Genomic DNA, 12,164 nt, shown 5'->3' on the forward strand with positions numbered 1-12,164 from the left:
GAAGACTGCTTGTCGAGTCCTTGTTTGCCGCTGCTGCTTTACCCTGCGCGGTTTTCAACCTCATCCGGACGAGCTGGCAACGCAAAAAAAGCCGGTTCCAGAGCTCCCGCCCTATTCCCGGCTTTCCCCAGCTATTTAGACGAGCATGCCGCCCTTTTCTCTGTACTTCAAAATACCTTCCGCCGCCCGGTAAGCGAGCGCGCCCACCGTTCCGGTAGGATTGTAGCCCGCGTTTTGCGGGAAGCTGCTTGCCCCTACGACAAACACGTTTTCCGCGTCCCACATTTGACTGTAATTGTTGACGGCGGACGTTCCCGGCTCAGCGCCCATAATGACGCCGCCCGTGTTATGCGTCGATTGGTACATCGTAATTTCGTACGGGCCAAGCTCCTTCATATATTCCACGTTATCCGCGCCCATCTCTTTCATAATATCGGCGCAGCGCTCCGCCAAAAACTTCGCCATCTCGCGGTCTTGATCCTCGAAGTCGAACGTGATGCGCATAAGCGGATCGCCGAATGCGTCCTTGTAGGTCGGATCCAGATCGATATAGTGATGCTTGTAAGCCATCGACGAGCCTTGTACCCCAACGGACAGCGTACGAGTCGCGTAATGAAGCGACTGCTTCTTAAACTCCTTGCCCCAAGTCGCCGTGCCTTGCGGCACCGGGTTGTTTTGGATCGGTCTGGCGCCCGTCTGGGTCAGGGCAATAACGCCTCCGTGGATGAAATTCAAATTGCTATGGTCGAAGTTGTCGCCGTTATAGTCATCAATCGATACGCCTAGAGCGCCCGCTCCAGCGAACGTATTGAACTGCTTATCCTCAAAAAAGCCTAAGGCGCTTCCTTTGATAACTTGATACGCGTAGTTCGCCCCGATGACACCTCGGCCAGTGGACGGATCATAAGGCGCGCCCAGCTCGGACGTCAGCAGCAGCCGCACGTTATTGAACACGTAGCTGGTCACAACAACGATATCCGCCGGCTGAATAATTTCTTCGCCCGTCGTCACGTCTATGTACATCACGCCTGTCGCCTTGCCGCCTTTGTGCAAAATCCGGCGGACATTGGAATGCGTGCGGATCTGGAATTTGCCTGTTTTGTTCGCAACCGGAATGACGGTTACGACAGGATCGGCCTTCGCGCCGTATTCGCAGCCGAAACGTTCGCAATAACCGCAATATTGGCAGGCTGCCCGGGCTACGCCGTCCGGATTCGTATAGTTTTCCGACAGATTGGCCGACGGCAAAATATACGGATGCAGGTTCAGCTTTTGCGCCGCATCAACAAACATTTGCATCGGCGGACTTTTCTTCATCGGCGGAGTCGGATACGGATTGCTCCGTTTGCCGCCCAGCGGATTCTCTTCCCCGGAAATGCCGGCCATCTTCTCGAACTTATCGAAATACGGCTCAAGCTCTTCATAGGTGATGCCCCAGTCCCGAATCGTCATTTCGGGCGGGATTTTATTTTTGCCGTACCGTTCGATCGTTTTGCTTCTAATTTGGAAATCGTAAGGAAGGAACCGGTATGTCTGTCCGTTCCAATGCACGCCGGATCCGCCAAGATTGTCTCCCAGCAGGAAAGAACCGTACTGCCTCATCGGCAAAGCGCGAATTTTCTCGTTGCTGCGGAATGTTATCGTTTCTTTGGACAGATCCTGCATCAATTCGTAGCGCAAGGCGTACCGCAGCTCATCGTGCACCATGAAATAATCTTCCGTTTTTCTCTCCTTGCCTCTCTCGAGACCTACTACGTTTAAGCCGGCTTTTGTCAGTTCGGAGGCAATGATGCCGCCCGCCCAACCGACGCCTACGATGACTACATCCGTTTTTGGTAATGTCTTCGCCATGCTATCCTCCCGCTTCGCCGCCTTAAGAGCCCATATGTGCCTGCAGGCTGGTCGGCTCCATCTTGGTAAAATCTTTGTCAATCACATTGGCATAGCTCATTTGGGCGCCCGGATAATTTCGCATCCGCCAGCCGTCCATATTATTGTTGCCGCCATACAGCGGATCGCTATAGACGCCTTCAATCGTGGCGCTCCGCAGCATTTTGAAGAAGGTGCTCGCCGTAATCGTCGTCAGCTTCGCTTCATCGGATTCGAAAGCTTTCAGCACCTCGTCCTGCTGCTCCGCCTCAAGCGCGGCGAAGCCTTTGCTGTACTTCGTCATGCTGTAGTTCTCCATCTCGCGAAGGCCGATATCAAAAATTTCTCTGCGCTTCAGCCTGCCTTGATAGCCCTGCGTTTTCTCGCCGGCATAGAATGGAGGCTGCATATAATCACGCCCGTTAAAGCCCCAATCTCCGGCGAGCTGGTGATCGATAAAAAAGGCGACGCCCAGCTTGCTTGCGCCCGGCCCCAGATCGTCCTCGGGAAAAATGCGTTCGGTCGCGCTGTCGACGATGCGGAACTGCGCAGGCGTGAAATACATAAGCGCCCGGTTGTAGTTAGGTGCAGCGGTCTCTTTGTTGTCATCGGCAGGAGCCGCTTCCTCCTGCTTGTTCCCTTCATTGTCGTTCGCGCAGCCGAACAGCGTGCTCAGTGCTCCCCCTACTGCGAGAGTTCCGAGCACATAACCGGAATTGACAAGGAATTTGCGCCGCGAACGGTCATGGACACCGGCAGATTCCCGTACGTCCGTATCGGATGTTATATCGCTGCTTAGAGCCGATCCGGCTTGCTCGCCTGTCGATTGCTGTTCCGGCTCGCTGCCTTCCGCCGGCTTCTCCGCCACCATCTCATTACTGTTGTTCCGTACCACACTTACACCTCCATAATGCTGCAACTTGATGTATTCCGGCTTATTATTTTCCAATTGCGCATGAATATTCATTTGATGCCATGGGCTATCCTAACAACGACATTTGAATGAGCTAACGGAGGTAGATGACCCAGATGAAAACATCGATGAAGCTGTTCGCGCTTACGGCCGCGGCGCTGATTGCTTTAACAGGCTGCGGGGGCAATAACGGAGGCAATAACGGGAACACAGGCAATAACGCAGGCAACGCATCCGAAGGACAGAACAACCACGAGAACCACCAAGCGGAGAATAACGCCAACAACAACGGCAACAACAATAACGGCTTAAGCGCGAACGCGATGCGCGATTCCTCGCTTATCCCGAGCGAAAACGGGCAAAAAACGTATACGACCAATAATCTCGGCCAAACCACTTACGGCATGGGAACCTCCGTCTACAGCATGATCGGCAGCTCGGGGCTGCACTCGAACGGCTTCTCCGCTCATCTGGAGTCGCGCCTCAGCGGCGCGGGCATCGAGGATGTGCGCGTCTTCGTGTTCGACGATACCGTCGTGCTGGCAACCGCAAAGCGCGATGCCTCCGCTTCCAGCAGCGATGAGCTTCAGCGCAGATTACTCGACCCGCAGGAGGGCATGTCCGCCAGGGGCGTGACGCCCCGCTTAGGTATTGGCGGCGTGACAGGCAACAGCAGCAATACGGACCACGATAACCTGACCATGGCCGCCTCTCAAATCAAGACATTGATGGGCGCCGAGGTGAAGGTGTTGACCGTTGAAGGCGCGGAAGCGGTGCAGGCAATCGAAAAAATTCGCGCCGGCGCGCTTGCCGACAACATGTCGCCGGATCAAATCGCGCGCGACATCGGCAATCTTCTGCGGTTGGTGAAGAACGGACAGCAATAGCGGGAATTCCTCCGCCAATACCAAAAAGCCCATCCGCAGCGCCTTACGGCGCCGTCCGGATGGGCTTTTTTCGCATGTACAGGTTATCTAGCCGCAGGATTCGGAGATTTGGCCCTCCGGATGGAGGACATCGCGAATACGACGAGCGCCGCCCAGATCAGGGAGAAGCTCACAAGCAGCACCGTCGAGATGTGTTCATCAAAAACAAGCACGCTGAGCAGCAGCGTAATCGAAGGCCCGATATATTGGACGAAACCAAGCGTTGAGAGCGGCAGCTGCTTCGCCGCCTTGGCGAAAAAGAGCAGCGGAAGCGCCGTCGCCGCTCCCGCAAGCAGCAGGAGGAGCAAAGATCCGGCGGACAGCGACCACGCGGTGGCCGTATGAGTCGCCCCCAAATAGATCCAGTACAGGAGTGCGAGAGGCGTCACGACCGCCGTTTCCATAAACAGGCCGAGGCTGGATTCGAGCGAGACCTTTTTCTTGGCAAGGCCGTACAGCCCGAAGCTGAGCGCGAGCGACACCGAAATCCAAGGGAATCTGCCATAGTCGATCGCGACGAACAATACGCCCGCACCGGCGAGAGCGACCGCTAGCCATTGTCCTTTGCTTGGCTTCTCCCGCAGGAACAAGATGCCTAGCAGCACGTTTAACAACGGGGTCAAATAATAGCCGAGACTGGTCTCCACGACATGACCGTTATTGACGGCCCATATGAAGATCATCCAGTTCGCCGTGATAAGCAGGCTGCTAACCGTCAAGGACAGCAAGGACGACCGGTTCGCCGCCAGCGCCCTCAGCTCGCTCCATTTGCGCTGCGCCGCAATGAGAATCGCAACGAACACAAAGGACCAGATGATCCGGTGAGACAAAATTTCTCCCGCGGGCGTCGTCTCGAACAGCTTCCAATAAAGCGGGAGAAGTCCCCACATGATGTATGCAATAATGGCGTATAGTAATCCGTTCTTCATCTTCATGCTCCGTTCTAGTAAGGTTCTGTATGAATCATGAACGGAATTATACTACCGATCGGGCGGCTGTACAACAAAATGAAAAATGGGCATCCATTAGGGGAATTTTGTTCCAAAAAAGCACGGCTTGAAAAAATAGCTTGCCAAGGACTGACACGCATGGTAAGATACTTCTTGTGTCTGAGAGACACGCCTAATCGTGTGGAGCCGTGGTGTAGAGGCCTAACATGCCTGCCTGTCACGCAGGAGACCGCGGGTTCGAATCCCGTCGGCTCCGCCATTTACAAATCGTTGCTCAGACCGGGCAATATACATATTTTCAGAAGAGAGCGGCGGCAGCTGCTCTTTTTTGCATAGGAAAAAAGCTTGTACATAAGGAGGGTGCAGGATGAAACGAAGGGGACGATTCGCTCCGACGCCATCGGGGCTGCTCCATATCGGCAACGCATTAAGCGCGCTTGCGGCCTGGCTGCAAATTCGGCAGGCAGACGGAGAGTTTATATTGCGGATCGAAGATATCGATAAGCCGCGGTCCCGGCCCGCTTATGCGGAGCAGCAGCAGGACGATCTGCTCTGGCTCGGCATCGATTGGGATGAAGGGCCGCGCGCAGGCGGTCCTCATGCGCCGTACGAGCAGAGCAAGCGCGAAGAGCTGTATGAAGACGCGCTCCAGGAGCTGCTGCGCAAAGGACGAACCTATCCCTGCTACTGCAGCCGGAGCGAGCTGGCCTCTATCGCAAGCGCTCCGCACGGTCTCTCCTCCGAAGGCGCGGCTTATCCCGGCTTTTGCAGGCATCTCACCGACGAAGAACGCGCGGAGAAAGAAGCGAAAAAAACGCCGGCCCTTCGGTTTATTATGCCTCCGGAGCCGATCGAGTTCCTCGACGGCTCGTCCGACTCGCCTATTCGTTATGACGGAGACGCGCTTGGCGATTTCGTCGTCAAACGCGCCGACGGCATGTACAGCTACCAGCTTGCCGTTACGGTGGATGATGCGGCCATGGGCATAACGGACGTATTGCGCGGAGCGGATCTGCTGGATTCGACGCCCCGCCAGCTTGCCCTGTACGAGGCGCTCGGCAAGCAGCCGCCTTCGTTCACCCATGTGCCGCTCGTCATGAGCGAGAGCGGCGAACGGCTGTCCAAGCGCGACAAATCGCTTACGCTTGCCTCCATTCGGGATGGCGGCGCGCAGCCGGAGCGGCTAGTCGGGGCTATCGCTTATATGGCAGGCTGGGTGGACCGGCTTGAGCCGGTCGCATCCCGCGAGCTGATCCCGCTGTACCGGACGCCCCGCCAATCGGACGGTCCGTTTATTTTAACGGATCGGCTGCTGAGCTGGATTACAGAATCGTAATCGGGCCTAGCCCTGTATCGTCTTGACGTAAAACGTTCTCGTCCGCGGCCCGTCGAACTCGCAGAAATAGATGCCCTGCCAGGTGCCGAGCACCGGCTTTCCTTCATGAATAAGCACGGTCTGGCTCGTGCCGGTCTGGATCGCTTTCAAATGGGCCGCCGTATTGCCTTCGGCGTGGCGGTCCGCCGGATGCTCCCACGGATACAGCTCATCCAATCTGCGCAGCACGTCGCGGACAACGTCGGGATCGGCGTTTTCGTTGATCGCAATCCCGGCTGTCGTATGCGGACAATAGACGATGGCATAGCCTTCCCTCACGCCGCTTTCCCGGACAGCCTCACGCACCATGGAAGTAATATCCGCCATTTGATCCCTCTGCCGCGTAGCGATTTGATACGTCCGCAAGCTCATGACAGCGCCTCCCATCTCGTCCACAGCTCGCGCGGATTGAGCTCGTAAATTTCTTTTTCCCGGAACATGTATTGATGCATAATTAGCTCCCTCCGCAGCGTCGCAAAGTCCTCGTGATATTGCTTAATAAATGCGTTGATCTCTTTCTCCGAGTAAGAGCGTCCCTTTTCAAGCCGGGACACCATATGTTCGAGCGCAATCAGCTTCTTCTTCAACTGGCTTGGAATACTCTTCAGCCTGCCTTCCGCCGTGAAAAAATTGCGGATGACCGAAGCGCGCATCGCTTCGTTTTTTTCTTCCATCGTTTCTCCCCCTTCCGCTCCCCGGTAGATCAGCTCTTCCGTTGCGGCAGCGCTATTTTTAATAAAGTAATGGTTCAGACTGAAATAAATCGTGTTTTTATCCCGCCGCTCGTTAATGAGGCTCGCCTCTCTCAGCTTCGCCGCATGATGGGTTATCGTTGCCGGCGTGACGGACAAACGCTCCGCCAGCTCGCCGCCGTTCAGCTCGCCGCCGGCCAGCAAAATCAGCATTCGGATTCGCGTCGGGTCGGCTAACGCTTTGTGATACGTTACCACTTTATCTAATTGCACCGCAGCAGCCCCTTTCGCATCTAATTTAATAAATATCTAATTAGATGTTTGTTAAATCGAATCATACACAAACTTTCTTTACCTGTCAATCCCATTTATTCAGGAATTGCGCCATATGGAATTTTATAGATACAATGGTTGCCGGAGGGGATATTTTGTTAACAGCTAAATTACGCGTTGAAGAAATGAATGCGATGGACGATCTGGCGCTGATCTCCGCTTGCTTCGCGCCTATGATTCGGGCTTACAAGGAGGCCGAGACGAAGGGAGAGGATTTCAGCGAAAGCGGGTTCCGAACCTTAAGCAAGGGTCAGCAGGCTTTGTTCCCGTTCTGGGCGTATTGCACGCATGTCGTGAAATCCGAGGCCGACCTGTATTGGTGGACCGCTTATTTTATGGCGAGGCCGAAGCGTTGGCTAGGCGTCTTATCCGGCCTCCGCTTTTTTGGAGACATCGCGACGCTTGGCATCGCGGAGAATATGGCCGCGGCGCTCGCGATGCGAAATCATCCTCGCAGCCTGGACAGGTTCGACGCCGCATTCGACGACCTGCTTAAGGAGGCGGAGTTGGCGGACATTACCGCGAGCTTGTATGGCAGGCTCCTCGCAGGACTGCCCTCGACCTGCCGCGCGATCGCCGATCATATTAGACGCCATCCGCACGATTTTATCGCATGAAGGGACTTCCTCGCCCCGCTTCCTCATAGGGCTGGTCATTACAGAGTGTGCAAAATAAAAAACCTTCGGATCCGCCCATGAGAGGGCGCGATTCCGAAGGCTTTTCACTTTATCCGCGCACTGCCGGCAGCTCGAATAGCGACAGCTTCACGCCGGGAGCGATCTCAATCTGTTTCGCTTCCGTAAAGCCAAAGCTTCTATATAAGGACTTGGCCGGTTCATTCCTTTCGCCTGTGCTTACCGTTACTTTCTTATGGGCGGCAGCTCCTGCCAGCAGATGAGACAACAGCTGTCTTGCGATGCCTCTGCGGAAATAGTCCGGATGCACGACCATTCTGCAAATGTCTACGCAATTGCCATCGTCCGCAAGCTCATAGGAGACGAACCCCGCAAGCTCTTGATCAACGGTGAAGCCGATAAAGGATTCGCCGCTTTCCCGGATCGTTGCCGTCGTATCGCGCAAAGGCGGTATGTCATGGAAGCCGATCAGCTCCGCTTCGACCAGGTAGGAAGGAAGCTGCACATCTAGCATCTTTTGCGCTGTGTCCGCGTCTTTATGGTTCAATTCAACAATCATGGCCCAACCTCTCCCGCTTCTAACGTTTCGCTCAATTTATCATATGCTCATTCTTTGGTCCAGCCTTTTTCGTTAAAGTTCCCGCTCATCAGCTCCCACGAAATACCACTGAATCAGCTTTCGACTTGAACCGATATAATGAATTCAAGCCCAATTCGGGAAATCGCATGTCACCATTCTTAACATATAACCTAGGCATCGTTTCCATTTATAGAAATAACCTATAACTTTATAGATTTTAACATTGTAAAGCTGGTCCTTTTGTAATATATTTGAAAAGCAAAAAATTCGACATATCGATAAAATAGGAGTTAGGAGTCGTACTATGAAACTATCTTTCAAGCTTCCAAACAGGCAATCCTTCCGTTTCACCATTCGACGGAAAATGTTTGCAGGTTTTATGGCCGTGCTGATTATCCTTTGCGCTACGGTCGCCGTCGGGTTTGTGCAAATCACAAGAGTCAGCAATCATTACACGGACATTGTAGACGATAAGTCCTATAAGCTGAATTTGATTCAGCAGTTGAACGTCCAGGTGAAGAAGGAGCAGTCCGGCGTTCGCGGTTATTTGCTGCTCGGCGACGCAGATTCTCTGCAAGATTTTACGGACGCGCATAATACATACAAGGATTTAAGCCGAGAACTGGAAGCCATCATTAAAAGCGCTGAGGCTGAGGTTTTGCTGCAGGAGCTTATCGCCTTGGAGAACGATTTTTATTATACATCGAATCAGGCGATAAAGCTGAAGGTTAAAAACGACACCCAAAAATATACGGACCTTATCTCGACCAAAGGGCAAGACATTATCGCAGCGTTCGACCAGAAGGCCGAGGAGCTGGAAGACTTTCAGGAGGGCTTGCTGAACGACGGCAAAATGACCGTTAAAGACGAGGTCCGGGATATAAAACAGCTGGTTCTCATCCTAGGCGTTGCGGCGATTGTAATCGGTCTAATCGTATCCCGCGTTGTCGGCCGCATCATTGCCGTACCGATTGTGGTGATTTCGAAAGCGGCCGAGCGGATCGCGCAAGGCGATCTGACCTCAGAACCCGTAACCGTCCGCTCAAAAGATGAAGTCGGCGAGCTCGCCGCTTCCTTCAATAAAATGTCGCATCAGCTCCGTGTGCTGATCCAGCATGTCGCGGGCAGCACGGAGCAGGTAGCCTCCTCTGCGCAGCAGCTGACAGCGGCAAGCGAGCAAGCCTCGATCGCAACCGTTCAAATCTCGGAAACGATGCAGCAAGTGTCGGCGGATGCCGGAAACGGCTTCAATCACCTTGCGGAAGCATCCAAAACGATCGGCGAATTGTCGACAGGCGTTCAGCATATTGCGGACCGCGCCCAGCATGTGTCCGATACGGCGGCAGGCGCTTACGAGAAGGCGGCTGAAGGCGCCGAGGCGATTCAGACGGCGGTAAGGCAAATGAATTCGATTCATCAGACGGTTGAAGGATTATCCGGGGACATTCATAGCTTGGGCGAACGTTCAGCGGAAATCGGACAAATTCTGAATGCCATCACTGCCATCGCGCAGCAAACGAATATTTTGTCCTTAAATGCGGGGATTGAGGCGGTACGCGCCGGCGAGCATGGTCGAGGATTCCTCGTTGTAGCCGGTGAGATCCGCAAGCTGGCGGAGCAATCGACTCAGTCGGCTGCTCAAATCGCGGAGCTTATCGACGCGATTCAGAAGGATACAAAGCGCGCCGTTCATACCATGGGCGTAACCACGCAGGAGGTCGCCTCCGGCATCGATGCCGTACATTCGGCAGGCGAGGCTTTTACCTTGATTCAAGACTCCGTCCACTCTGTAACCGGGCAAATTCAAGAGGTATCCTCCTCGATCGAGCAGATGGCGGCCGGCGCGGAACAGATTGTCGCCGCGATGAAAGCCGTAACGTCTGTTTCGGAATCTACCGTCGCAGGCGCGCAAGAGGTAACCGCATCAACGGAAGAGCAGCTTGCCTCGATGGAGGAAGTATCCGTCTCCGCCAAAGCGCTCTCACAGATGGCCGAGCAGCTTCAGTCGCAGATCGACCAGTTCAAAGTATAGAAAAAACCATGGAATCGCCGGCTTGTCCGGCATGATTCCATGGTTTTTTTATACGCTATTCTTTCTTTACAGCACTCTTCTTGCCGTCGAGTAACGGAACGAGTAATCGCTCAGCTTGTTGATTCGAACGCCGTTAAAGCTGCTGCTGATCGTGTTGTGAATAAATTGGCCGTTGCCGATATAAATGCCGACGTGGCTGACTGTTTTCGATTTGCCGTTATTAAAGAAGATGAGGTCGCCTTTTTTCAAGTTCGCTTTCGATACATACTTTCCTTGCAGCTTTTGATACTTCGTGCCCCATTTCAAGCTGACGCCATATTTGCCGAACACGTATTTTGTGAACGAGGAGCAGTCGAAATACAATCTGCTTGGGTTGTTGACGCCGAATTTATACGTGACTTTGCCCCGCAAAGATTTGGCCATTGAGATAATGCTGTCCGCTTTGGCGGATGCCGTCGTCGAGGATGCCGCATGGGCTTGTCCGACATAAGCATTGCCGGCTACAGCTTGTACAGAAAATAGAGCCAAACAACAAGTCGTTGCGATAAGTGTCTTTTTCATCCAGTTTGCTTTCATCTATGATGTACCTCCTAAGTTGTATTGAAGCTGTGTTGCGCCAGTTGATGTATTGGAGTATATCATGATGAAATAGGCGGATGGGCTTTATGAGCAGTTTCTCATTAGTCAATATCTTCTTGTGGAGGAAAAAAACTCTTTTAGATGCATCTTGTCGAATAGCTAATCCTCGCTGCATCCATACTAAATAAAATGTTGAGGATTAACTGTCTAAGCAATCATGCAAAAAAGCAAGCGTCATTTTGAAGCAAAGGGCCGCTTCCTCCGTATCCAGTTTAAATTGATACTCGTGATGCACCGTTCCTTCGGTAATCGAAAAAAACAAAGAGGTTACAGGCACACCCTTGGCTAGAAGCTTCCCTTCAAGCTCTTGGCCGTGCTTTTCGAACGAGCCCGTATTGCCATCCGTTATGAAGACCGGCGGAAACTGCTCCGTCACATAATTGACCGTGGACGCATGCTCCGACTTTTCATTTTCTCGCCAATTCCGCACGCCGATATAAGCCCAGCCCAATAGATTCATATAAAATCGCTCGATTCTTCCCTTTGCGTTCGCTAGGCGCTTTACATTATAAGGTCCGCAATAGAGGATTGCCGCTTTGAGCGACTCGCTCGGGACACAGGCTGGGATACCGGTCACCCGCGCTAGCTCCGGATTGGTCTGTACCGCAATAAATTGCGAAGCGATTTGAGCGCCGGCGGAATCACCGCCTATTATAAGCCGCGACAAATCCAATGTCGGATACTGCTCCTCCTTGGATTTCAAATACTGATATACCTCCGCCATCTGATGGATCGGCGCGGGATAATGAGCTTCAGGCGCAGTCTCATAATTCATGCTGACGACCGTATACCCCTTGCTCGCCATCATCGTGCACCAGTAAGCCGTCCCCGACTTATCGCCCGCGACGAAGGCGCCGCCGTGTCCCCATAGAATGGTCGGCAGCTTGTCTCTGCGGCCTTTCGGGCTGTATAGATCCAGCTGGTTGGAACGGAAAGACGAAGGATATTCCGCATCTCTGTGAACGTCAACCAGGCCTTCATAGGCGGCAAAATCGGGCGGAGCCGATGGACCGGGATCGGGGAGCCGCCGAAACCAGCGAATAAACGGCGCGGGCGACCTCACGATTTGGCACCAAATCGCAAGTCCAATCATGGTCATTAACAGAAGAAGCCCTTTTCCAATGCTTCTAAGCTTATTCATGCGGATGCTTCATCCTCTCAGTATGATACCCCTATCCTACAGCTCGCTCGCGCAGAAGCTCTGCCGTTATTCCGACAAC

General features: G+C 53.4%; 12 protein-coding genes and 1 tRNA gene. 5 read left to right on the forward strand and 8 right to left on the reverse strand.

Annotated elements, in window-relative coordinates:
- Positions 1-135 precede the first annotated feature (135 nt).
- Entirely contained in the window at positions 136-1,851 is a 1,716-nt protein-coding gene (locus D3P08_RS24195) for a GMC family oxidoreductase (protein ID WP_119602707.1), read from the reverse strand.
- A 22-nt stretch (positions 1,852-1,873) separates the two neighbouring features.
- Entirely contained in the window at positions 1,874-2,764 is an 891-nt protein-coding gene (locus D3P08_RS24200; protein ID WP_240647732.1) for a gluconate 2-dehydrogenase subunit 3 family protein, read from the reverse strand.
- Between the two features lie 134 nt (positions 2,765-2,898).
- On the opposite strand from D3P08_RS24200, the gene D3P08_RS24205 reads away from it, so the two are divergent.
- Positions 2,899-3,669 carry a hypothetical protein gene (locus D3P08_RS24205; protein WP_119602708.1) on the forward strand — a complete coding sequence of 257 codons (771 nt, stop codon included), beginning with the start codon at positions 2,899-2,901 and terminating at the stop codon, positions 3,667-3,669.
- Between the two features lie 83 nt (positions 3,670-3,752).
- On the opposite strand, the gene rarD is transcribed toward D3P08_RS24205, so the two are convergent.
- Complete coding sequence (rarD, locus tag D3P08_RS24210) at positions 3,753-4,637, reverse strand: EamA family transporter RarD (protein ID WP_119602709.1); 885 nt, start codon at positions 4,635-4,637, stop codon at positions 3,753-3,755.
- Between the two features lie 203 nt (positions 4,638-4,840).
- On the opposite strand from rarD, the gene D3P08_RS24215 reads away from it, so the two are divergent.
- Positions 4,841-4,917: transfer RNA gene (locus D3P08_RS24215), tRNA-Asp, on the forward strand.
- A gap of 108 nt (positions 4,918-5,025) precedes the next feature.
- Positions 5,026-5,994 carry a tRNA glutamyl-Q(34) synthetase GluQRS gene (gene gluQRS, locus D3P08_RS24220; protein WP_119602710.1) on the forward strand — a complete coding sequence of 323 codons (969 nt, stop codon included), beginning with the start codon at positions 5,026-5,028 and terminating at the stop codon, positions 5,992-5,994.
- A 6-nt stretch (positions 5,995-6,000) separates the two neighbouring features.
- Here the strand turns inward: gluQRS and D3P08_RS24225 are convergent, their stop codons facing one another.
- Complete coding sequence (locus D3P08_RS24225; protein WP_119602711.1) at positions 6,001-6,405, reverse strand: secondary thiamine-phosphate synthase enzyme YjbQ; 405 nt, start codon at positions 6,403-6,405, stop codon at positions 6,001-6,003.
- Positions 6,402-6,998, reverse strand: coding sequence for a DUF2087 domain-containing protein (locus D3P08_RS24230; RefSeq protein WP_119602712.1), 597 nt, complete (start codon positions 6,996-6,998; stop codon positions 6,402-6,404). The genes D3P08_RS24225 and D3P08_RS24230 overlap by 4 nt, the downstream gene beginning before the upstream one ends.
- Positions 6,999-7,153: 155 nt before the next feature.
- On the opposite strand from D3P08_RS24230, the gene D3P08_RS24235 reads away from it, so the two are divergent.
- Positions 7,154-7,675 (forward strand): hypothetical protein, encoded by a 522-nt coding sequence (locus tag D3P08_RS24235; RefSeq protein WP_119602713.1) that lies wholly within the window; start codon positions 7,154-7,156, stop codon positions 7,673-7,675.
- 109 nt (positions 7,676-7,784) lie between these two features.
- Here the strand turns inward: D3P08_RS24235 and D3P08_RS24240 are convergent, their stop codons facing one another.
- Positions 7,785-8,252 (reverse strand): GNAT family N-acetyltransferase, encoded by a 468-nt coding sequence (locus D3P08_RS24240; RefSeq protein ID WP_119602714.1) that lies wholly within the window; start codon positions 8,250-8,252, stop codon positions 7,785-7,787.
- A 325-nt stretch (positions 8,253-8,577) separates the two neighbouring features.
- On the opposite strand from D3P08_RS24240, the gene D3P08_RS24245 reads away from it, so the two are divergent.
- Positions 8,578-10,305: a methyl-accepting chemotaxis protein gene (locus D3P08_RS24245; protein ID WP_119602715.1), complete on the forward strand. Its 1,728-nt coding sequence runs from the start codon at positions 8,578-8,580 to the stop codon at positions 10,303-10,305.
- 66 nt (positions 10,306-10,371) lie between these two features.
- Here D3P08_RS24245 and D3P08_RS24250 read toward each other — a convergent pair whose 3' ends face one another.
- Together D3P08_RS24250 and D3P08_RS24255 are read right to left on the reverse strand one after the other, a co-directional pair.
- Entirely contained in the window at positions 10,372-10,881 is a 510-nt protein-coding gene (locus D3P08_RS24250) for a C40 family peptidase (RefSeq protein ID WP_119602716.1), read from the reverse strand.
- Between the two features lie 202 nt (positions 10,882-11,083).
- Complete coding sequence (locus D3P08_RS24255; RefSeq protein ID WP_119602717.1) at positions 11,084-12,085, reverse strand: alpha/beta hydrolase; 1,002 nt, start codon at positions 12,083-12,085, stop codon at positions 11,084-11,086.
- Positions 12,086-12,164 lie beyond the last annotated feature (79 nt).

This window comes from Paenibacillus nanensis, assembly GCF_003583765.1.
Taxonomy (GTDB): domain Bacteria; phylum Bacillota; class Bacilli; order Paenibacillales; family Paenibacillaceae; genus Pristimantibacillus; species Pristimantibacillus nanensis.

Bases quoted from the DNA above. Each gene is read 5' to 3' on its own strand.
- D3P08_RS24195 (WP_119602707.1), bottom strand. From the start codon at position 1,851: ATGGCGAAGACATTACCAAAAACGGATGTAGTCATCGTAGGCGTCGGT.
- D3P08_RS24205 (WP_119602708.1), top strand. From the start codon at position 2,899: ATGAAAACATCGATGAAGCTGTTCGCGCTTACGGCCGCGGCGCTGATT.
- rarD (WP_119602709.1), bottom strand. From the start codon at position 4,637: ATGAAGAACGGATTACTATACGCCATTATTGCATACATCATGTGGGGA.
- gluQRS (WP_119602710.1), top strand. From the start codon at position 5,026: ATGAAACGAAGGGGACGATTCGCTCCGACGCCATCGGGGCTGCTCCAT.
- D3P08_RS24225 (WP_119602711.1), bottom strand. From the start codon at position 6,405: ATGAGCTTGCGGACGTATCAAATCGCTACGCGGCAGAGGGATCAAATG.
- D3P08_RS24240 (WP_119602714.1), bottom strand. From the start codon at position 8,252: ATGATTGTTGAATTGAACCATAAAGACGCGGACACAGCGCAAAAGATG.
- D3P08_RS24245 (WP_119602715.1), top strand. From the start codon at position 8,578: ATGAAACTATCTTTCAAGCTTCCAAACAGGCAATCCTTCCGTTTCACC.
- D3P08_RS24250 (WP_119602716.1), bottom strand. From the start codon at position 10,881: ATGAAAGCAAACTGGATGAAAAAGACACTTATCGCAACGACTTGTTGT.
- D3P08_RS24255 (WP_119602717.1), bottom strand. From the start codon at position 12,085: ATGAATAAGCTTAGAAGCATTGGAAAAGGGCTTCTTCTGTTAATGACC.